At 67.5% G+C, this 18223-nt stretch carries 39 protein-coding genes; 9 read left to right on the top strand and 30 right to left on the bottom strand.

The genetic code is table 11. From position 1 onward, the window contains the following. Positions 1-7: 7 nt before the first annotated feature. The 30 genes from ACRRRO_RS12970 to ACRRRO_RS13115 all read right to left on the bottom strand — a co-directional run bounded on the left by ACRRRO_RS12970 (position 8) and on the right by ACRRRO_RS13115 (position 13564). On the bottom strand, positions 8-859 hold the full coding sequence (locus ACRRRO_RS12970; protein WP_434080379.1) for a hypothetical protein: 852 nt from the start codon (positions 857-859) through the stop codon (positions 8-10). A gap of 58 nt (positions 860-917) precedes the next feature. Next, positions 918-1187: a hypothetical protein gene (locus ACRRRO_RS12975; protein ID WP_424798168.1), complete on the bottom strand. Its 270-nt coding sequence runs from the start codon at positions 1185-1187 to the stop codon at positions 918-920. Next, a complete protein-coding gene (locus tag ACRRRO_RS12980) occupies positions 1184-1498 on the bottom strand; it encodes a hypothetical protein (RefSeq protein ID WP_434080380.1) in 315 nt (104 codons plus the stop codon). Before ACRRRO_RS12980 ends, ACRRRO_RS12975 begins: the two co-directional genes overlap by 4 nt. Continuing rightward, positions 1495-2097: an HGGxSTG domain-containing protein gene (locus tag ACRRRO_RS12985; RefSeq protein WP_424798166.1), complete on the bottom strand. Its 603-nt coding sequence runs from the start codon at positions 2095-2097 to the stop codon at positions 1495-1497. Before ACRRRO_RS12985 ends, ACRRRO_RS12980 begins: the two co-directional genes overlap by 4 nt. Positions 2098-2193: 96 nt before the next feature. Continuing rightward, positions 2194-2685 carry a hypothetical protein gene (locus ACRRRO_RS12990; protein WP_424798165.1) on the bottom strand — a complete coding sequence of 164 codons (492 nt, stop codon included), beginning with the start codon at positions 2683-2685 and terminating at the stop codon, positions 2194-2196. 644 nt (positions 2686-3329) lie between these two features. Beyond that, positions 3330-4793, bottom strand: a complete 1464-nt coding sequence (locus ACRRRO_RS12995) for a DNA primase family protein (RefSeq protein WP_434080381.1) — start codon at positions 4791-4793, stop codon at positions 3330-3332. 194 nt (positions 4794-4987) lie between these two features. After that, positions 4988-5890, bottom strand: coding sequence for a hypothetical protein (locus ACRRRO_RS13000; protein ID WP_434080382.1), 903 nt, complete (start codon positions 5888-5890; stop codon positions 4988-4990). Further along, a complete protein-coding gene (locus ACRRRO_RS13005) occupies positions 5887-6516 on the bottom strand; it encodes a hypothetical protein (RefSeq protein ID WP_424796661.1) in 630 nt (209 codons plus the stop codon). The genes ACRRRO_RS13000 and ACRRRO_RS13005 overlap by 4 nt, the downstream gene beginning before the upstream one ends. After that, the gene (locus tag ACRRRO_RS13010; RefSeq protein WP_424796662.1) at positions 6513-6710 is read right to left on the bottom strand and encodes a hypothetical protein; all 198 of its coding nucleotides are present in this window, start codon (positions 6708-6710) and stop codon (positions 6513-6515) included. Before ACRRRO_RS13010 ends, ACRRRO_RS13005 begins: the two co-directional genes overlap by 4 nt. Next, a complete protein-coding gene (locus ACRRRO_RS13015) occupies positions 6707-6889 on the bottom strand; it encodes a hypothetical protein (RefSeq protein WP_424796663.1) in 183 nt (60 codons plus the stop codon). Before ACRRRO_RS13015 ends, ACRRRO_RS13010 begins: the two co-directional genes overlap by 4 nt. After that, entirely contained in the window at positions 6886-7146 is a 261-nt protein-coding gene (locus ACRRRO_RS13020) for a hypothetical protein (protein WP_424796664.1), read from the bottom strand. Before ACRRRO_RS13020 ends, ACRRRO_RS13015 begins: the two co-directional genes overlap by 4 nt. Beyond that, positions 7143-7448: a hypothetical protein gene (locus ACRRRO_RS13025; protein ID WP_424796665.1), complete on the bottom strand. Its 306-nt coding sequence runs from the start codon at positions 7446-7448 to the stop codon at positions 7143-7145. Before ACRRRO_RS13025 ends, ACRRRO_RS13020 begins: the two co-directional genes overlap by 4 nt. Beyond that, entirely contained in the window at positions 7445-7924 is a 480-nt protein-coding gene (locus ACRRRO_RS13030) for a hypothetical protein (protein ID WP_424796666.1), read from the bottom strand. The genes ACRRRO_RS13025 and ACRRRO_RS13030 overlap by 4 nt, the downstream gene beginning before the upstream one ends. Next, the gene (locus ACRRRO_RS13035; protein ID WP_424796667.1) at positions 7921-8091 is read right to left on the bottom strand and encodes a hypothetical protein; all 171 of its coding nucleotides are present in this window, start codon (positions 8089-8091) and stop codon (positions 7921-7923) included. Before ACRRRO_RS13035 ends, ACRRRO_RS13030 begins: the two co-directional genes overlap by 4 nt. Position 8092: 1 nt before the next feature. Then, positions 8093-8413 (bottom strand): hypothetical protein, encoded by a 321-nt coding sequence (locus ACRRRO_RS13040; RefSeq protein WP_424796668.1) that lies wholly within the window; start codon positions 8411-8413, stop codon positions 8093-8095. After that, positions 8410-8700: a hypothetical protein gene (locus ACRRRO_RS13045; RefSeq protein ID WP_424796669.1), complete on the bottom strand. Its 291-nt coding sequence runs from the start codon at positions 8698-8700 to the stop codon at positions 8410-8412. Before ACRRRO_RS13045 ends, ACRRRO_RS13040 begins: the two co-directional genes overlap by 4 nt. Positions 8701-8743: 43 nt before the next feature. Beyond that, complete coding sequence (locus ACRRRO_RS13050; protein WP_424796670.1) at positions 8744-8932, bottom strand: hypothetical protein; 189 nt, start codon at positions 8930-8932, stop codon at positions 8744-8746. Then, positions 8929-9096 (bottom strand): hypothetical protein, encoded by a 168-nt coding sequence (locus ACRRRO_RS13055; RefSeq protein WP_424796671.1) that lies wholly within the window; start codon positions 9094-9096, stop codon positions 8929-8931. The genes ACRRRO_RS13050 and ACRRRO_RS13055 overlap by 4 nt, the downstream gene beginning before the upstream one ends. Beyond that, a complete protein-coding gene (locus tag ACRRRO_RS13060; protein ID WP_424796672.1) occupies positions 9093-9245 on the bottom strand; it encodes a hypothetical protein in 153 nt (50 codons plus the stop codon). Before ACRRRO_RS13060 ends, ACRRRO_RS13055 begins: the two co-directional genes overlap by 4 nt. Continuing rightward, on the bottom strand, positions 9242-9406 hold the full coding sequence (locus tag ACRRRO_RS13065) for a hypothetical protein (RefSeq protein WP_424796673.1): 165 nt from the start codon (positions 9404-9406) through the stop codon (positions 9242-9244). Before ACRRRO_RS13065 ends, ACRRRO_RS13060 begins: the two co-directional genes overlap by 4 nt. 85 nt (positions 9407-9491) lie before the next feature. Next, positions 9492-10724: a hypothetical protein gene (locus tag ACRRRO_RS13070; protein ID WP_434080383.1), complete on the bottom strand. Its 1233-nt coding sequence runs from the start codon at positions 10722-10724 to the stop codon at positions 9492-9494. Beyond that, positions 10724-11065 carry a hypothetical protein gene (locus tag ACRRRO_RS13075; RefSeq protein WP_434080384.1) on the bottom strand — a complete coding sequence of 114 codons (342 nt, stop codon included), beginning with the start codon at positions 11063-11065 and terminating at the stop codon, positions 10724-10726. Before ACRRRO_RS13075 ends, ACRRRO_RS13070 begins: the two co-directional genes overlap by 1 nt. Beyond that, complete coding sequence (locus ACRRRO_RS13080) at positions 11062-11379, bottom strand: hypothetical protein (RefSeq protein WP_424796676.1); 318 nt, start codon at positions 11377-11379, stop codon at positions 11062-11064. Before ACRRRO_RS13080 ends, ACRRRO_RS13075 begins: the two co-directional genes overlap by 4 nt. Position 11380: 1 nt before the next feature. Further along, positions 11381-11725 (bottom strand): hypothetical protein, encoded by a 345-nt coding sequence (locus ACRRRO_RS13085; protein ID WP_424796677.1) that lies wholly within the window; start codon positions 11723-11725, stop codon positions 11381-11383. Between the two features lie 4 nt (positions 11726-11729). After that, positions 11730-11993, bottom strand: coding sequence for a hypothetical protein (locus tag ACRRRO_RS13090; RefSeq protein WP_424796678.1), 264 nt, complete (start codon positions 11991-11993; stop codon positions 11730-11732). Next, on the bottom strand, positions 11990-12130 hold the full coding sequence (locus ACRRRO_RS13095) for a hypothetical protein (protein ID WP_424796679.1): 141 nt from the start codon (positions 12128-12130) through the stop codon (positions 11990-11992). Before ACRRRO_RS13095 ends, ACRRRO_RS13090 begins: the two co-directional genes overlap by 4 nt. A 239-nt stretch (positions 12131-12369) precedes the next feature. Continuing rightward, positions 12370-12657: a hypothetical protein gene (locus tag ACRRRO_RS13100; RefSeq protein WP_424796681.1), complete on the bottom strand. Its 288-nt coding sequence runs from the start codon at positions 12655-12657 to the stop codon at positions 12370-12372. Positions 12658-12734: 77 nt separating this feature from the next. Further along, positions 12735-12923, bottom strand: a complete 189-nt coding sequence (locus ACRRRO_RS13105; RefSeq protein WP_424796682.1) for a hypothetical protein — start codon at positions 12921-12923, stop codon at positions 12735-12737. Next, positions 12923-13261 carry a hypothetical protein gene (locus ACRRRO_RS13110; RefSeq protein ID WP_424796683.1) on the bottom strand — a complete coding sequence of 113 codons (339 nt, stop codon included), beginning with the start codon at positions 13259-13261 and terminating at the stop codon, positions 12923-12925. Before ACRRRO_RS13110 ends, ACRRRO_RS13105 begins: the two co-directional genes overlap by 1 nt. 75 nt (positions 13262-13336) lie before the next feature. Then, positions 13337-13564, bottom strand: a complete 228-nt coding sequence (locus ACRRRO_RS13115) for a helix-turn-helix domain-containing protein (protein ID WP_424796684.1) — start codon at positions 13562-13564, stop codon at positions 13337-13339. A 180-nt stretch (positions 13565-13744) separates the two neighbouring features. Between ACRRRO_RS13115 and ACRRRO_RS13120 the strand changes: the two genes are divergently transcribed. From ACRRRO_RS13120 to ACRRRO_RS13160, 9 genes are all read left to right on the top strand, one after another. Beyond that, entirely contained in the window at positions 13745-14179 is a 435-nt protein-coding gene (locus ACRRRO_RS13120; protein WP_424796685.1) for a helix-turn-helix domain-containing protein, read from the top strand. Positions 14180-14316: 137 nt separating this feature from the next. Then, positions 14317-14469 (top strand): hypothetical protein, encoded by a 153-nt coding sequence (locus tag ACRRRO_RS13125; protein ID WP_434080385.1) that lies wholly within the window; start codon positions 14317-14319, stop codon positions 14467-14469. A 53-nt stretch (positions 14470-14522) separates the two neighbouring features. Further along, positions 14523-14813: a DUF2335 domain-containing protein gene (locus ACRRRO_RS13130; protein ID WP_424796687.1), complete on the top strand. Its 291-nt coding sequence runs from the start codon at positions 14523-14525 to the stop codon at positions 14811-14813. Between the two features lie 30 nt (positions 14814-14843). Continuing rightward, the gene (locus ACRRRO_RS13135) at positions 14844-15257 is read left to right on the top strand and encodes an ImmA/IrrE family metallo-endopeptidase (protein WP_424796688.1); all 414 of its coding nucleotides are present in this window, start codon (positions 14844-14846) and stop codon (positions 15255-15257) included. After that, positions 15257-16360 (top strand): recombinase family protein, encoded by a 1104-nt coding sequence (locus ACRRRO_RS13140; RefSeq protein ID WP_434080386.1) that lies wholly within the window; start codon positions 15257-15259, stop codon positions 16358-16360. The genes ACRRRO_RS13135 and ACRRRO_RS13140 overlap by 1 nt, the downstream gene beginning before the upstream one ends. 28 nt (positions 16361-16388) lie before the next feature. Then, on the top strand, positions 16389-16706 hold the full coding sequence (locus tag ACRRRO_RS13145; protein WP_434080387.1) for a hypothetical protein: 318 nt from the start codon (positions 16389-16391) through the stop codon (positions 16704-16706). Between the two features lie 100 nt (positions 16707-16806). After that, the gene (locus tag ACRRRO_RS13150; protein ID WP_424796690.1) at positions 16807-17181 is read left to right on the top strand and encodes a TadE/TadG family type IV pilus assembly protein; all 375 of its coding nucleotides are present in this window, start codon (positions 16807-16809) and stop codon (positions 17179-17181) included. Positions 17182-17287: 106 nt separating this feature from the next. After that, positions 17288-17665: a pilus assembly protein gene (locus ACRRRO_RS13155; protein WP_434080388.1), complete on the top strand. Its 378-nt coding sequence runs from the start codon at positions 17288-17290 to the stop codon at positions 17663-17665. Continuing rightward, positions 17665-18147, top strand: coding sequence for a pilus assembly protein TadG-related protein (locus tag ACRRRO_RS13160; RefSeq protein WP_424796692.1), 483 nt, complete (start codon positions 17665-17667; stop codon positions 18145-18147). Before ACRRRO_RS13155 ends, ACRRRO_RS13160 begins: the two co-directional genes overlap by 1 nt. Positions 18148-18223 lie beyond the last annotated feature (76 nt).

Raw genomic sequence — 18223 nt, forward strand, 5'->3', positions numbered from 1 at the left:
GCCACACTCACCCCACCTCCCGCACATTGCGTGTGTCGCTAACGCGGCGGGTAGCCAGGGCTGCGAGGTCCCCGACGTGGTACATCGACCTGCCCCGCTCGTCCCGCCGTCGTTCGATCATGTGGCCGCGCTCCTTCCACTTGCGCCACGTTGGTTTGGGGACGTCGGGGAAGATGAGCCAGGCGTCCTCGAGGGTGACGTACTGCTCGGGCTTGACCTCCGGGAGGGCTTGGAGGGTGGTGCGGTTGACGGTCATCCACCACGACCGGTCACCCCAGGTGATGCCGCACCCAGTGCACCGGTGCATGTCCGACAGGCCGGTGGGCAGGGGTTGGAAGTCCCGGTCGGCCCAGTCCCGGACCACGGTGGCGCCGCAATGCACGCAGGGCCCGTTCTGGCGCTGCGGGAGCAGGTGGGCGATCCTCCTGGCGGCGTGCCTGAGTTGGCGCATGGCGGGCCGGTAGGCGGCCCACTGCGCGGCCTGGGGGTTGTGCGCGGCCCACAGGGTGCGCGCTTTGAGGTGGTCCAGGACGGCCGCGTTGGCGGTGCCACCGGTGCGCTGCGCCCAGGAGCCGGCCCACTCCCACAGCGCTTCGAGGACGTCGGCGGGGTGGGTGATGCCGTCCTTTGGGCCGTCGCCGGCGCCTTCGGTGCGGTCCCGGTCGTACCGGATGGCGGGGACGAGGGAGCGGGGTTGGTGTTGCCAGTGGCCGAGGGCGTCGGCGATGTCGTCCAGTACGCGGTGTTCGTGGCGTAGGCACGGTGGGCAGATGGGCAGATGAGGTTGGCGTCCCCGGTGGGGTGTGCGCCTTTTTTGGGGTGGTCGGTGATGACACAGGTGGGTGTGGTCTCTTCGCATTCGGTGCAGTGCCAGACGTCATCGTTGGCTTGTAGCCAGAAGTGGCGGTGGTGGGTGTTCAACGGTCCTCCTGGGGGTTGGTGAAGATGGGGCCAGGCACGACGACGGCGTACTCGGCCTCCCACCCGGCTACAGAATGAGAGTCGCCCTCGCCGAAGACGGAGGTGGAGATGTAGCCAGTGGGGCGGGCGGGCCGTGTTCTCACGACGTGGTAGACGGTGGGGGGCAGGCCGGCGGCGTCTGCGATCCGTTCGGCGGCGGGGTCGAGTTCGGGGACGGTAGGGGCTGTGGCGAAGAACTGGGCGAGAGTTGGGGGTTGATCAGTCACTGGTACTCCTGGTGTAGGTGCTGGACGAGGTCGCCGTCAGGCACGACGTGGCCGTGGCGGCAGGTGAGGGTGCCGTCCGGGTGTGCGGTGAAGTGCGCGGCGGCACGGGCTTGGCGTTGCATTTCGGCCCGGAGTTGCTTCCTGACGTAGGCCATGGCGTCCTGCCAGGTGCGGTGAGGCTTCAACATCCGCTCCGGGTGCGGGTTCGGTGCGATCCGCACTGGCGGGCTCATGGTGACCCAGCACGAATTCCCCCCGAACCGTGCGGCCGCGACGAAGCGTCGAATCTGCCACTTGCGCTGCGTGCTCACTGGCCCTCACCCCCCGCCAGCAACCGCAACTGTTCGGGCACGACCTGCGGCACCAAGGCCCACTGCTCCGCCGACAGGCCCAGGGCTTCGAGGATCGCCCGGACAGCCCCGGCAACGAGGGCCCCTTGGGTCTCAGCCAACCTGACTTGCCGTTCGGCCACACCCGCCTTCAACGCCGCCGTGGCGTACTGCGCGAGACGGTCCTGCGCCGCGTAGAGCATCACGTATGCCACGTTCGGCTTCGCCTCGGCGGTGGTGCCGTAATCATCACCGCCGGACTTCTCCCGGGTGATGCCCCACGTCAGGCTGCTGGGATCCTCGACGGCCAGGGCACGGACCTGCTCACGCCAATACTCGACTTCACCGGCGGTCCAGTGCACCAGGTCCAGGAGCGCCTGGGCGGGGTCCACGTCGCGGGGGGCGCCGAACAACGCCACCGCCCGGGCGGCGGCCTCCTGCTGGCGCCTACGGGCGGCTGCCGCCTTCACCTGGGGTGCGGACCCGCCGTGCATGCGGCAGGTCGTGGCGCCCAGGATCGCCGCGCTGCGGCACCGTTGCCCGGTTCGTGTCTTCGCGGTGCATTGGCGGTCCTCACGCATGGGGTGCCGCCTGGGCGGGTGGTTGCATGAGGTCTGGGTGGTGCAGGTGTGCCCGGTCGCGTCGGTGCTGTCTGGGTTGGGAGGCTGACGGGCGGGTCATGCTGCTGGCTCCTGTTCGAGGGTGTCGGCGGCGTAGACGGCTAGGGCGTATGCCTGCCAGATGTCGGCGCGGAAGCCGTGGAACCATCCCGGGTCTGTCTTGGTGCCTTTGCCGTGGTTGGGGGCGCCTGGGGCGAATCTGTCGACGAGGGCTTGGCGGATGTTGGAGTCTTTGGCGCGGGCGGTGTGGCAGTGGTGGAGTTTGACCGGGTGGCGCTTGATGAGGGCGGCGTGAACGTCCCATTGGCGGATCATCTGGTGGAAGCGGCCGATCCACACGCAGGTCTCGAAAACGTCTGCGCCGACGGCCATGCCGTAAGAGGCGACCATCTCGATGACGGCTTGGTCGAAGTTGAGTGCCCCGAGGCCGATCTCGGCCAGGAGGTCGGGGTTGGTGCTCTTGTCGAATTCCAAGGGCCGGCGGGTGGTGGTGTCGATGACGACCCATCCGGATTCGGTATTGCCGGGGTCTATTGCTAATAGGCGCATTACGTGTGTCCTTTCTCTAGTAGGGCGGTTTGGTGTTGTGGGGTATTGGTTTTGGTTTGGGCCGGGTGATGGGAATGGGTGGTGCGAGGAACGGCTTATTGCACTTGTGTTCGGGGATAACAATGCATTCGGGGCCTGGGGGTGGGTGGAGTTTGCTTATGGGGCCGGTGGGGGTGCCTCGGGGTGTGATTTCGAAGTGGCCGGGGGTGTGGTGGAGTTGGTAGGTCCAGCGGCCGAGGAGGAGGGCGGCTTGTTCGAGGGCGTGTGTGAGGGGTGTGGGGTCGAGGCGGGTCATGGTGTTGTTGAGGCCGTAGAGGGTCCACGTGCGGCAGTTGGGGCAGCGGTCGGGGTGGAAGGTGCCGTTGGCGTAACGCAGGGGTGCGCCGAGTTTGCGTTCGATGTTCTTCTGGACGTGGGCGGGTATGCGGGTCATGGGGTGCCTGCCGGTGCGTGACGCATGTGACGCTGGTTCTGTATGGAGCCGATAGCGCGCGCGTTAAGGGGTATGTCGAGAAGTTGTGTCACTTGCGTCACGCTGTGCGGCGCTATCGGCTGTGACCTGCGGTAATACCGGTGACACATGTGCGGTGTGGATGCGTCACGAAGCGTCACTTTTTGGGGGGTATGCGTCACGATTTGGGGGTTCATCGTTGCCACCAGGCCTCTTCGTCGTCTTCGAGTGACGCTTCGGGTGACGCTTCTTCGAAGTCCTTCAGGCGGATTCCGTCGAGGTAGCGGGCCGCGTTGGTGCGGGTGGTTTCGACTCCGAATTGGGATTTGAGTGCCAGGGTGAAGGATCGTGGTGCGACGGGTTCGACGCCCTCTTCGGTGCACCAGGATTCGTAGGCTGCGCGCAGTTGGGATGATCGGATGTGCATGTGTTGGTGGTTGGGGTCTCCGACGTCGCACATGTCTTCGACGAAGCGGCCGACGGTGTTTTGGCCGGCTTCGTAGTCTTCGGTGGCGGCGAGTACGGCTGGGGGTTCGTGTAGTGCTCCGCGGTCGAGGTAGTCGGCGGCTCCGCGGATTGCCCAGGCGAGTATTCCGGGGCCTTCGTTTTTGATGAGTTGTTCTTCGAGGTCGGGGATTCGTGCGTGTTCTGGGACGGTGTGTACGAACGGGAGCATTCTTACTCGGCGCCAGAACGCCATTCCGCCGACGCGGACTTGTGGTTGGTGGTTTGCGAGGAGCCAGAGGGTGTGCGTGGGGGAGAAGTCAAAGAAGTCTTGTCGCATGAATCGTGCGGTGATGTGGTCTTTGCCGGTGAGTTCTTTGATTCGGGCTTCGTCGAATCTTTGGCCGTCGTCGAGTTCTGAGGTGACGACGAGGCGTTGTCCGGAGAGTCTGGCGAGTTCGGTGGGGTGGCCACGGTTTCTGGTGGCTAGGAGCATTTCGGCGGGGGCGGTGCCGGCGTATCCGCTGGCGCCGGTGCCGATGATGTGTTGGAGGACGGCCATGAGGGTTGATTTGCCGTTGGCGCCGGATCCGAAGGCGAAGAAGAACACCTGGTCGCGTACTTGGCCGATGAGGGACATGCCGACGGCGCGGGCGATGAAGGTGGTCATGTCGGGGTCGCCGGCGAAGGTGTCGGCGAGGAAGCGGTCCCACATGGGGGTGGGTTGGTTGAAGTCGGGGGCGATGATGGTGGAGCGGGTGTGGAGGGCCGCGGGGTCTGGTGGTCTGAGTTCGCCGGTGCGGAGGTTGATGACGCCGGTGGGTGTGTTGAGTTCGTAGGGGTGGGCGTCGAGGTGTTCGGCGGGGGTGACGGTTCGCCGGTCTGAGCGGGCGAGGCCTGCGATGGAGCGGATGCCGTTGTAGGACAGTGCGCGTTTCTTGTAGGTGGCCCAGCCTTCTCCTTCGGGTAGGTTGCGGGCGATGGTGCGGATGAGTTCGTGGATGTGGTCGTTGTCGTCGTTGCTCCAGCGGTGTCCGGTCCAGGTGAGCCAGGTGCCGCGGCCGGAGCAGTGGCGGATTTCGTGTTGGTGGCGGTCTACGAGGAGTAGGGCGGTGTTGTCTTCGTTGGGGGCCGGTAGGCGTTGCGGTGGCGCTGGCTCTGGGTCGGGTTCCTGTGCGGCCAGGGCGGTGGCGCCGTCGGTGGGTGGTGGCACGGGGGTGAGGTGGTGTGGTGGGGGTGGTGGGGGTGGTGGGTTGGTGATGAGGCCTTGGAGGGGGTTGTGTTGGTGGGGGTGGTCGCCGACTTCGCGGCGGGCTCGGGTTTCGGGCATGGTGGCGATGCGTTGGGTGCCCCATTGGAGGGCGCCGTGGAACTCTCCGCGGGCTTCTTCCCGGGGCGGGTTGTTGGTCAGGAGGTGCCGGAAGCGGTCTCGGAGGGCTTGGGCGGCTTGGTGGTGGTCTTCTTTGGTGAGGCAGCCGAGGCGGTGTAGGGCGGCGAGGCGGGTGGCTTGCGCGAGGAGCCAGGGGTGGCGGGCGGTGGGTGTGTCGGCGGCCCAGCCGGTGACCATTTTCTGTGCGTATAGGCAGGTGTGTTCGGCGTGTTCCCAGGTGGCTGGTGGGGAGAGGGTTTCGCCGAGTTGCTCTTGGTCTTCGGGTTGTTCGGGGACGCCGTAGCCCAGGAGGGTGTCGTTATTGTGGCGGCGTCAAGGGGGTAGCCGGTGTCGGTGACGGCGACGACGGGTACGGGTTGGGCGGGGTTTTTGTGGTTGGTGGTGCCTGGTGCGCGCAGGATCCGGGGTAGGTCGAAGACGTGGTCGGCTTGCCCGCCGTGGGCTGCGGCGACGGTGGTGACGAGGCGGCCGAAGCGGCGTAGGAGCGCGGTGGTGGTGGTGTGGTCGGTTAGTGCGGGGTCGTCGGGGTCGGTGGCCCAGATGGGTTGTAGGCCGTTGCCGGAGTTGACGATCGCGGTGGGGCGGGTGCCGAGCATGGTGGAGAGGTCGTTGATGACTGCTCGGGCGGTTTCGAATGAGTCGAGGCCGTCGGGTTTGATGTCGAGGTCGACGTAGAGGGCGGCTAGGCGGGTGATGTCTTCGGCTTTGCCGCGGCCGGTGGCGCTGGGTCTGATGGGGTTGACCCCGTACCAGATGTTGACGTTTTGGAGGGTGGCTGCGTAGGCGCCGGCTGTGGTGCTGGGCAGGATGCGGGAGGTGAATTGTTGTCTTGGGCCTTGGTGGTTGATGGAGGTGTGTTCGCCGGGGGTGTGGATGAGGTTTAGGAGGTCGGCCAGGGTGAGGATCTGTGGTGCTGTCATGGGGTTGGTCCGTTCTGGCCGTGTTCGAAGCGGGCGGAGCGGGCCGCGGTGTAGGCGACTTCGACGTGGGTGTTTTGCCGGGTCTGTAGGCCGGTGAGGAGTTGTTCTCCGGTGGCGTGGATGTCGCCGCTGTCGCAGGCGACGGTGTTGTAGGTGATAGGACCGGGGCCTGACCCGTGGGGGTCGCCGTCGTATTGACCGCAGTCCCACGGGGTGGCGATGAGGTCGCCTTTGTGCATGTGGAGCCGTATGGGGCGTGTTGTTCGGGTTCGGCCGGGGCGGGGCACGGGCCCTAGGACGAGGAGGTCGTTACCGCCGGCGTCGTGGCAGCCGCCGCCGTCGTTGCTCGAGAGGGAGGCGGCGGCGTTGATGAGGCTCTGAGCCTCTGCTGGAGTGAGGTGGCCTTTGACCTCTGCCCAGAGGCCGAGGTCGGGGAGCCAGAAGTCCGGTAGGTAGGGGTGTTCGTTGACGCTCATGCCGGTGATGCGGTCGGTGACTATGACGCCTTGGGGTTCGTATTCCCAGGTGATGCCGAGGTGGTCGAAGAAGACGGCCCAGCGGGCTTCGAGGCGGGAGCGGAAGTGGCATCCGGCGTAACGGGTTTGGATTGCTTTGACGGCGGTCACTGTTTGTGCTCCTGTACGGGGATGCGGACGTGTAGTGCTGGGTGTTGGCCGTGGGTGAAGGTCCAGGTGGGTCGCCCTTGGGGGGTGAGTCCGTGGGTGGTGAGGGTGAGTTGGAGGCTGTTGTGGGCTTCTGCGCGTAGTTGTTTGAGGGTTTGGTCGGGGTTTTCGATGGGCCAGGTGATGTGGAGGTTCACGCCCGGTCTCCTCTCTCGTTCGTGACGGCTTCCAGTTCCCCGGCCCGGTGCCACGTCCTGCGCCCGTCCACGTTGACGGCGAACTGTCCGCCGTAGGGGTCTTGGAGGTGCCCGGTGATGGTGCCGGTGCGGCCGGTGGCGCGGATGATGACGGGGGTGTTTGGGGGGAGGGTGGTCATTGCGCACCGCTGTGTTCGCTGGCGATGCGGGCGCACATGAGCAGGGCGTCTTTGCGATCCAGCACTGATCGTTCGTCAATAGCCTCGATAGCCTGCGCGATCTGCTCGGCGATCTCGGCGCGGACCTGGGCGTCGTGGGCTGCGAGCCATGTGTCGAAGTCCCCTTCGGCAGCCTCACGTGCGCCGGGGTTGTCGCCAGCACTCAGCCAGGCGTACCCGTGACGCACGTCCTCGGTGGTGGGCGTGCGCTCGCTCATCGGTCGGTCCTTTCGGTGTAGGCGGCGGCGAGGTCACGTAACGCGACCTGCGCCTCATCGATTGCCAGGCTGTAGACCTCGCGGTGCACCTGGGGCCATCTGGCGGTGCCTTCGCGCTGCGGGCCTTCGGTGGCCCCTGATAAACGGTCTGCCGCATCGGTGAGTGCCCGTGCCTGCGCCTCGCGGATGAGTGGCATGAGGGCGTCGGCAATCATCAGCGGAGTCATGTCGCCCCATCGCCGCCCCCTCACCGATGCGACGATCTCTCGCGCCACCTGCTCGCGTAGGCCGTCGTTGCTCATTGCTGCCTCTCGGTGATGTGGAAGTGGGCTAGGAGGGCTTGGGCTTGGCGGCGCACGTTTTCGCGTGAGCGATCCGTGAGCCCCTCCCACGGCTTGCCCTTGGTCAGCGTGAAGCCGGTCCCGGATTCGTAGAGCACCCGCGCCACGGTTTCGGTATCGGCCTCGGGGCGGGCCGTGGCGAGCAGGCCAGCGAGGGCGTCGCGGAGCACGGAAACGCGCCACGCAGGCGTCGTGCCCAGCGCGTTGTCGTGCTCCCACAGCACTCGCGCCGCGTCCTCGACGGTCGCGGTGGGCGGCTCGGCGCGGCCAGCGGACAGGTACGGGTTGCGAGGAGCAGGCCCGAGTTCGTGGCGACGGGTCGCCAGGTGCCCGGTGCGCTCCAGTCCCTGGCCGCGCTCGATACCCGCGCCGTAGCCCTCGGCCCATGCCTCGGCGCGGGCGTTGTCGGTGACGGACGGGCGGTCAGCGGCGGTCACCGGGACACCTCCTTGCGGACGAGGTTGAGGTTGCCCTGCATGTGGTCGATCTCCTCGTGCACGTCGATCGCCCCGCCGTAGCGGTGCATGTCGGCCATGAGGCGCGCTGCTGCCTGGGCGATGCGGGCGAGGGACTGGATCGAGTCGTTCGGGTCGGTGTGTGGCATGTCAGTTCTCCTTGGTGGTGTCGGTGGGGGCCGCGAGAGCAGCACGGACTTCCCGGGCGGCGGTGGCCCAGCAGTAGCGGGCGTTCTCGTCTCGGATGCGGTACTCGTCCAGTTCGCGCTGCCATTCGTCGGCGAGGGCTTCGACGGCGGCGAGGCGGGCTTCGAGGCGGCGCTGGTACTCAAGATCGGCCTCAGTGGTGCAGCGCAGGTTCTCGACCTCAGCGAGCAGGGCCGGGAGCGCCAGCAGTGCGGCATGACCGTCCTCGTCGGTCCAGGACGGGAGGTCTGCGAACTCACGCAGAGCGGCCAGGTCGATACTCATGACGTTCCTTCGATGGGTGCGTAGGTGAGGGTCACGTGGTCGCCGCCGCGCTCGGTGAAGGTGAGGGTCAGCGTCTTGGGGTCGGCGTGGTGCTCGGTGCCGGCGTCCCGTAGGCGTTTGCGGCGGCTGTCGAATGCCTCGCGGGGGGTGGGCCTGCCGGTGGTGGTCCATTGGCTGACGGTGGTGACGTGCACGGCGTGCTGGTGCGGTGCGGTCCTGGCGGCGCTGATGGCTTCCCAGTCGGGGCCGCGTCCGCCGAGGGTGGGGGCGATGGTTGGCTCGGTCATCGGCCACCGCCCACCTGGTCGTGCGCTAGTCGCTCGGCTGGGCTCATGCGGGCACGCTCGCGATCCACACGAGTGCGTAGATGACGGCGACCCAGGCCAGGACACCGAGCGAGCCGGCGAGTAGGTGGCCGAGTGCGCGGGCGGGGTTGGAGTCGCGGCGGTCGATGGGGCGGCGTGCGTCGCGGTTGCCGAAGTGGGGGGCTGGTCGGCGTGCGTGGAGACGGTGGCTCACGAATCGGCCCTCGTCGCTGCCCACACGCCAACCCATGCGAACGATAGGCCGACGAACACGCCGCCGGCCCATGCTTGGAGCGTGGAGCCGGAGTAGAAACCCGAGGCGCTTGTGACGACACCGATGACGGCGCTGAGTGTGGCGTGGATCAGGTCGCGGCTCATCGCAGCGCCTCCTCGATCAGCCCCTGGGCGCGTGCCAGCACCACCAGCCCGTCACCGGTCGGCGGGGCGTGGATCTCGGTTTCGCTGGTGGTCATCAGGTCGCGGGCGGCTTGGGTGGGGTGGGTGTCGATGGTGTGCAGGGTGGTCATCGTTGGGTCTCCAGTTCGTTGGCGCGGGCCCTGAGTTGGTTGATGCGGGCCTGTAGGTCGATCACGGTTTGGGGGTTGTCGCAGTGGGGGGCGGCGCGGTTGAGGCGGTCTTGTGCGGCGTCCAAGGCCATGCGGACCACGTCGCGGCTGACGGGTGCCACCTGGGCGCTCCTTTCCGTGGGTGTGGTGTTGGTGCCACGCCCCGGGCTCGCACCGGGGATGCCGCTAGTTCGTGGCTGCCGCCTGTCAAGCGGCGATGAGCATTTGGACGACGGAGGTGTCCAGGCCCAACTGGGCGGCGATCTGCTCCTCCGACAAACCCAGGCCCTTTAACTGTTTGGCTTTGTCCGCCGGAGACTCCGCCGCCGCCGCGGGTGCGGGTGCGGGGGCCGAAGCCGGTGCGGGCGCGGACACCGGGGGGGGCGTGGCGGGTGCGGACGGCTGCCCACCCACCTCCTGGTCACCCATGAGGGCGGCGTTCCCTGCGGGTGTGTAGACGATGGTCCAGTTGCGCCCGCTGCGGCGATCGCCCGGGGTGTCGTAGTGGGTGAGGGTGATGTCCAACTTCCCGCCCACCTCGAGGCCGTTTGCGCCGGCGGCGCGCACAGCGGCCCGGGTGGCCTCTTTCAATCGTCGGCCTTCCAGGTACAGGGTGCGGACGCCCTCGTCGTTGTCCACCGACGGGTCGCGTTCGTCGGTTTGGACTTCCACGACGATGCCCATGATCGGGTCGCCGGAGGGGAAGAATTTCGGGGCGCCCCCGCCGGGGTTGTTCGGGTCGTACTCAGTTTCCTGACGGGCAGTCGGCGGGGACGCGATCGTGCCGACCTTGCGGACGCCTTCGGAGTCGAACTTCCAGGTGGGGCCACCGCCGCCACCCATGAGGTACTGATTAGCCTGATCTGCTGTCGTCTGAGACATCTTCTGCTTCTTCCTCTTGTGTGTAGGTGCCGCGCTAGGCGGCGTTGGTCCCACGGGCGGTGTTGCCGGTGGGGGGTATGAGGCCGGCCAGGTCGTCATGCACACGGACCGGCCGGGGCGGGGCAGACCTGCGGGCTTGTCGCTGTAGCGGTGGCATTCGAAGCAGCCGTCGGCGCGGTCCAGGTTCGTGATCCACGCATCGCGCACCTCGGTGCCGACCTGGGCGAGGGCGGCGAGGTTGGTGTGCAACCTGTTGGCCCGCTCGAGCGCCTTGACGGCGACCGTTTCGTTGTACGGCTCGGTCCACCAGATGGCGTCGTTGAGGGTGACGGACCCGCGAGGAAGGTAGGCGATCGCTACGTGCTCCACCCGGTGCCCAGCGTTGGCGTACCCGCGCCCATACAGATGAGCCTGGGTGCGGTAAACCTGGGAGGGTCCGGAGCGGGCGCGTTTGAGGGTGGTGGGCCCGACGATCTTCCAGTCCAGGGTCATGCCGACGGCGGTGTCGAAGAGGTCGCAGGAGCCCCAGATCTCTTCCCCGCCGATGTGGCCGACCATCACCTTCTGCTCGACGAGGTAGCGGCGCCCACCAGTGTGGTTGGCGTTGCGGGCGTTTTCGTGGGCGATGAATGCTTCTTCGAGGGGGCGGTGTGTGCGGCGGTGCCGAGGAACGGCAGCCAGGGGACGCCGTCCTCGGTCTGCTTCCAGCCGGCCAACTTGGCGGCGAGGCAGTGGTCGCACGGGTTCCCGATCTCGGAGGGTCCGATGCGTTCTTGGAGGGAGCGGGGCTGGTGGGTGATGGCGTGTTCGATCACCCACCGCGCCTCGCGTAGGGCCTCGTCGGCGTCACCGCCCACGTAGGGGGCGTGGCGTGGGGGCAGCGCTGTTGTGGCGGTCATGACGCCCTCGCCTTCTGCACGCTGGCGGGCATGACGCCGTCCTCGTTCGTCTGGCCGGGCATGTTGTGCGTCTCGCACGGCCGCTCGGCGGCGAAGCCGTGGTTGCGGCAGTGCGGGTCTGAGCCCACCCGGGTGCCGTACTCGGTGTTATCGCACGAGCAGCAGAAGCAGTCGGTGCGCTCCTCGACCCAGGGCTGGGCCACTACGAGGCGGCGGCGGATGAGGCCGGGTGTGTGCTCCTCCTCGGTCCAGAACTCGCCGCCGGCTATGTTGCGCTGACGGTCGACGATCTTCGTGCGCGGGTAGATGCCCATGTCAGCGCACCGTGACCGTGGGGTTGCCGACCGTCTGGAACCGCTCGAGTTCGGCTGGGGAGAGGTGGCGCTTCAACAGCGCGCTGCTGATGCGGGCCTCGTACAGGCCCGGCCGGTCAGTGAACGGGAGCGCCTTTTCGGCGGCCTTGGTGTCGAGGCGGCGGGGGCGGGTGACGATCACCTTCGACCCTGCGAGGTCGTGGGTGCCGTCGCCCAACTCCTCGGCGAGGACGGCTTTGATCTGGGCGCGGCGCTCCTTGACGGCTTCTTCCTGCTCCCGCAGTTTCAGGTCCTCAAGGACCAGTTGTTCGAGTTCGGTGATGCGGTCGGTGTCGGTGGTGGTCATGGGTTCAGGTCCCCTTCTGGGTGGTGTTGGTTCGGAGGCGGGAGGCGATGCGGTGCTGCCCGTGGCGGTGCAGCATGCGTTTCAGGCCGTTGACGCTCAGTCCGAGGCGTTTGGCTGCGCCGGGGAGGGTTTCGCCGGTGTGTGCCATGAACGCGGCGTCTTCGATGGCTGCCCGGGTGCGGGGGGTGGCGTTGGGGGTGAGGCGGGGGTCGCCGGTTTCGCCGGTGAGGAGCGCGTGCACCAACGGGGCGTCCAGGTGGGTGCTCATTGGTCGGCCCCTTCTTTCCAGCGGGCGCGGAGTTCGTCGCCGCGTTCGGCGATGAGGTCCTCGACGTAGGTGGCCTGGTCGATGAGGCCGTCGTCGCCGGTGTAGTGGGCGGGGTTGAGTCGGCTGGTGGTGCTCATCGGTCCCCCTTGCGGTACAGGGGGCGGGTGGTGGGGTCCACGTGCCCGTCGACGTCGAACTCGACCATGCGCGCCACCACACCCTCGTTGGTGGTGTGGGTCAGGTAGCGGGCCCGGTACTCCTCACCGGACTCGTGGGGGGTCGGGGTAGGGGTGCACCCACTCCGGGGCGGGTTCGGTGGTGGCGGTGTCGCGGCCGAGGCCCAGGAGTTGGGACAGGGACGGGAAGCGGAGGATGCTCATGACGCCACCACCTGGGCCAGTTCGGCGACCATCGCGTCGGCGGCGTCCAGGTACCACTGGGGTGCGTCGGGGATGCCGTGGGGCAGGTCGGTCAGGGTGTAGATGGAGCGGTTGCTGGCGTCGTCTGCGAACACGGTCGTGACGCGCACGGTGTGCCCGTCCGGCCAGAGGATCGTCTGGTATTGCACGGCCGTGGCCGTCATGGGCCGGTCGGCGTAGTCCTCCATGTCCACCGGGACCGGCAAGGGCAGGTTGATGGAGAGGGTGCGGGTTGTGGTGCCCATTGGGTAGGCTTCCTTTCGTTCGGTGAAGCCCTCACGTCGTCTTGGTTGGTGGTGTGGGGGCTTCGCTATTGGGTGGTTCAGGCGGCGTCGTTGTGCCGCTTGGCGCGGCGTGCGCGGATGCGTGCCTCGAGTTCGGCCAACGGCGGGCCGGTGGGGGTGTAGGCGCGGCGTGCGGCCTCCTCCACGGGCAGTTCGTCCAGGAGTTGGTACGCCTCGGCGAAGGCCTGCCCGGCGGCCTTGATCGCCTGCTCGCGGCTGGTGCCCATCAGGCGGCGTCCTGGTCGGACAGGCCGGGCTGGTAGCGCACGTACACGCGCACTGAGCCGTCGTCGCTGGTGCGGGCGGTGGCTTCGAATCCGCCGCCGGGTGTGTTGCGGAAGTCGACCAACTTGCCCGAGTTGATGACGGACGCGAAGGACCAGGCGCGACGCTTGGAGGCCGACTTGAAGGTGCGCAGCACGGCCCACTGTCCGGGCTTGGCCTTGAGTGCTGCGGCGACTGCGGCGTAGATGCCGGCGTCTTGCTTGCGCTCTGGGGGGTTCTCCCAGACCAGGTCAGCGGGGGTGATGGTGCGATCGGTGCTGTTCAGGGTGATGACGGACATTGGTATGGTTCCTTTCGTTGTGAGTTGCCCTCGTTGCGTCTGGACGGACTGGCGGGGGCTTCTTGCTGCCTGGGGTTAGGCGGCGTCCTGGTTGGTGACCACGTAGGTGATCGCGTCGAGGGGTTGCCCGAGACGCTTGGCGATGGCCACTTGAACGTGCGGCGCCGGTTGCTTGCGGCCCTTTTCGATGTTGGTCAGGTAGCCGGGGGTGATGTCGCAATCGATGGCGAACACCCCGTGCTTCACCCCGAGCAACTCGCGTATGGCCCGGACCGCGGGGCCGTTGATCAGTCGTTTGCTCATGTGGAAGAGCATAGGCAACAAGAGGAAAGACTGTCAAGCAGGAAAGGGCAATATGGTGAAAGTGGGCGCTGACCTGCGGTTATGCGATGTAGTTACGCCCGTGGTTTTCCGATCCGAGGGGGTCTAGGCTGCATCTTGCCCTCCTTGCTTTCCTCAACTTTCCTCACGAGGCTCCCTCCCATGATCAACGCGCAAGAGATCCGAGACGCCCGCCAACGCGGCGGAATGACGCAAGCCGAACTGGCCCAGCGCGTCGGCGTCTCACAGCGCACAGTGGGCAACTGGGAGCGCGGAGAGTCCATCCCGCGCAACCGGGCGGCGAAGATCCGCGCCGTGCTCGCCGATCACCTCAGCACCGGCCAGGCCGCACCCTTGCGGTCAGCGTCGGACGCCGAGTTGCTGGCAGAGATAGCGCGCCGGTTCGAACGCGCCAAGGAGAGTGAGGAGGTGGTGGGCAATGCGAAGCATCCCGCCCCCATAGAGAACGAGACCAACGCCAGGCCGGCCCGGTTCGGCCTGGCCGCGATGGCCGGCGAGCCCGGCAACCCACCCGACACCACCACAGGAGAGGAAACACAAGTGCCGCCGGGCGAGGAGGACGGTGACGAGGCGTGAGTCCGGAACAGGAGCCACGCGATAATCGTTCCCCTAGTAGGGACGGTTTTGGCGAGCGCGAAGGCGAGGAGGAGGTAGAGTCCAACCATGAGCCCGACACACAAGCAGTGTTGAAGGGGATCAGCCGGGGGATGCGGATGGGATTGGCCCCAGACCCGACGCGCCTTCGCGAACTCAGCCGGGAAGCAGCGTCGATCGACTACACGGCCGAGGCGTGGAAGGACGTGGGGCGGAGCCTGGAACAGGCGATCCAGCAGGAGAGCCAGTCCAGGGGTCATTCCCAGAAGTAGACGAACACAGCGTCGTCGCTGTTGAGTTCGCGGGCCCTATCCCGCACCCTGCGATGCTCTCCGGTTTCGAGAACGTCGTGCCGGGATCTGCGGAACGCATCATCCGCATGGCCGAAGAGTCCCACCGGGCGAGGATCGAGGTGGAGCGGGTCCCGGTTGACGCTGAGGCTTTCGCGCTCCGGGCCTCCACGGTCGGGGTTTCGTTCCTGCCTTGGTTGATCATCCTATTGGCGGGCGGGCTCATCATTGCCGGCGAGTCCGCCGCGGGGATTATTGCGGGCCTTGTCGGCGTTATCGCGGTCGGCCCGCAGATTATCGCTGCCACCCGTCGCGCAAGGGGTTGATGTCACACCCTGCGCCTACGGTCCAGCGGTATGTTTCACCCTTGGCGCGCGTTGCGCAGTAACCCGCACATTGACGTGCATTGGACGGACCAACCACCGGGCCTGATCGCGTCCACTGATGGGCGTTCCCGGATCTTCATGGACACCCGTCTGTTGCAGGTGCAGCGGCGGTGTGCGGCGACGCATGAGTTGATCCATATCGAACGTGGGCACACTCGGGAGTGTTCCCCGGGGGAGGAGTTGTCGGTGCGGGTGGAGACCGCGCACCGGCTGATCGGCACCTTCCGGTTGATGGATGTGATGGCGTGGACGGAGTCGTGGGAGGAGGCGGCGGAGGAGTTGTGGGTGACGGTGGAGGTGTTCATGGACCGGCTCGCGTCGCTGACGAAGGCGGAGCGGACGGCGATCCAAACCATGTATGAGCAGACCGAAGGAGGTGCCTGATGCGGCCCCATGTTGTGCCTGATGTGCCGCCGCGGGCGGTGCTGTACCTGCGTCAGAGTGTGGATCGTGAGGAGTCGATCAGCCTCGAGTTGCAGGAGACCGCGGGGCGGGACTACGCCACCCGCATGGGGTACGTGGTGACCGAGGTGCTCGCGGACCCGGGGATCAGTGGGCGCACCTGGGCCCGCCCGGCCGTCAAACAGGCTCTCGCGTTGGTGGAGGCCAGGGACGCTGACGTGATTGTGGTGTGGAAATGGTCCCGCCTGGCGCGTAACCGTCGCGACTGGGCGGTGGCGGTGGACACGATCGAGGCCGCCGGCGGCCGCCTGGAGTCCTCCACCGAGACCGTGGACACCACGACCAGTACGGGCCGGTTGGCGCGGGGGATGCTTGCGGAGATTGCAGCGTTTGAGTCTGACCGCATCGGCGACGGGTGGCGGGAAGCCCACGCCCGCAGAGTCAAGGCAGGCCTGCCGGCGAACGGTAAACCCCGGTGGGGATACACCTACGACCAGGGGGCGAAGGTGCACCGCCCGGACCCGGTGACGGGGCCGGTGCTGGCGCAGTTGTATGCCCGGTATGTGGCGGGGGAGTCGGTGTACTCGTTGGTGCGGTGGCTGAACGCCAACGGGCATCGCACCAGCCCGGGGTATGGCACGTCGGGTGGGGTGTGGTCGGACCGGTCGCTACGGCGGGTGCTGGACTCGGGTTTCGGTGCCGGCCTGATCACCGTTGCGGGGGAGCGGCACCCTGGGGTGCACGAGCCGGTGATCGACCGGGGCCTGTGGGAGGCGTACCAGGTGTCCCGCGCCGGCCGTCGGGTGAGGCGTTCCTCGGAGCGGTCCCAGTATCTGTTGTCGGGGATGGTGCGGTGCGCGTGCGGTGCGGGGATGACCGGTGGGCAGTTCGGGGCGGGGCGGGTGGCGAAGTTCCGGTGCAAGGCGGCCGCCGACCAGGGCCGCCATGGCGGCGGGTACGCCACCATGCATCTGGTTGAGGACGAGGTGCTGGCGTGGTTGCGGGGACTTGGCGGGGGACGTGGACGATGCCACCGCCCAGGGGGCTCTGACTGCGGTCAGGTCGCGGCGGCACGCCCACGATGAGCGGGCGCTTGCCCGGGAGGCGGGGGCGGTGCAGGAGCAACTGGTGCGGGCCACCAGGGGGCACGTGGAGGGCCTCATCCCGGATGGGGCGTACCGGGAGGTGGTGGCCGAACTGGACGAGCGGGCGCGGATGGTGGAGGCGCGGCGGTTGGCCGCTTCGGTGGCATCGCGGGAGGCGTCCGCGCCGCAGGTTGCGGCAGACCTGCTGCAGGATTGGGAGGTGCTGGCGGTGGACGTGCGCCGCGCGGGCCTGCGACGGTTGATCAGCCGGGTGGTGGTGACGACAGGCCGGCCACGGTCTATCGTTGAGGTGGTGCCGGTCTGGGTTGGTGAGACCAGGGCCTAGTCACGTTGATGACCGCCGGGTTGGTGGTACTGATCTGGGCGCTGGCCGGGGAACTGCTCACCCAGGTCTTCGAGACGGCGATCGAGCGCATCCTGGGGGCGTGAGCGCCGAAGGTGAGCGGGGCTCGGCCGTGGTGGACTTCCTCCTGGTTTCCCTGTTGGTCACGGTGCTCACGCTCGGACTGATGCAACTGGCGCTGACCCTGCACGTGCGTAACATCCTCATCGACTCGGCAGCCGAAGGGGCCCGCTATGCGGCCCTGGATGGTCATGAGTTGCATCACGGGGTGGCTCGTACCCGGGCACTGATCACCGCGGCATTGCCGAACGCCTACGCCGATCAGGTACAGGCAGGGATGATCACCCACGAGGGCGTGAGCCTGGTCCAGGTGCAGGTACACGGCCCGGTGCCGGTGCTGGGCCTGCTCGGCCCGGGCGGAGTGATCAGCGTGAGCGGGCGGGCGGTCTTGGAGTGAATAGCGAGCGGCGGGACCTGCGCCGTGCGTGGGCGGCGGTGCGCTCCCGGTTGGGGGAGGGGGAGCGCGGCAGCGCCGTGGTGGAGTTCCTCGGGGGTCGTTGCTGATGCTGGTGCCGATCGTGTACCTGATCCTGACCCTGGCGCAGATCCAGGCGAGCGGTTTCGCCGCCGAGGGAGCGGCCCGCGAGGCCGGTCGGGTGCTGGCAGGTGCCGAGACGTTCGAGCAGGGGTTGACCGCTGCGCACCTGGCGGTGGAACTGTCCTTCGCCGACCAGGGGATCGCCGTCGACGGCGCCCAGGCACTCCAGATCAGGTGCCAGCACGAGCCGTGCCTGACGCCGGGGTCCTACCTCTACATCTCGGTGCGCACCGACGTGGGCCTGCCCGGCATGCCGGCGATGCTCTCCGGCACGCTACCGAGCGTGACCCAGGTTCAGGCGGATGCGATGACGGCGATCCCGCGGTATCGCGAGGTGGGCTGATGCGGGCGGACCGGCGAGCACGCCCGATGCGCATCCGTGCCGGCGACGAGAACGGCCAGATCATGCTGCTGTCCATCGTCTATGGGCTGGTCACTCTGGCCCTGGTCCTGGTGGTCGCATCCGTCTCTCACCTGCACATCGAGCGCAAGCGTCTGTGGAACCTGGCCGACTCGCTGGCCGCCGGCGCTGCCGATGCGGCTGACGTGGGACGGTGGTACGACACCGGTGGAGCGGACGGTCTGGTGCTGACCGACGCCAGCGTGAATGAGGCGGTAAGCGATCAATTGGCGGCAACACCCGAAGTGGTCACCGATTCCTTCATCGACTTCAGGGTCGTCTCGGTGAGCGCGGTGGACGATCAGACCGTGGAGGTCACCCTGTCCGCCCGGGCTCGCCCGCCGCTGGTGCCGTGGGTCCTGGTGCCGTGGCAGGACGGCTTCACCGTGCAGGTGACTTCCCGGGCCCACGCCACCGAGCCATGACCGGGGCCGGCGGTGTACGACAGGTGAGGTAACGGTGGGGGCAGCAAAGAAGGAGCCCCTCGCCACGTCAATGGAA

Source organism: Sanguibacter sp. Z1732 (assembly GCF_051020515.1).
In the GTDB taxonomy this organism is placed as follows: Bacteria; Actinomycetota; Actinomycetes; order Actinomycetales; family Beutenbergiaceae; genus CALKWS01.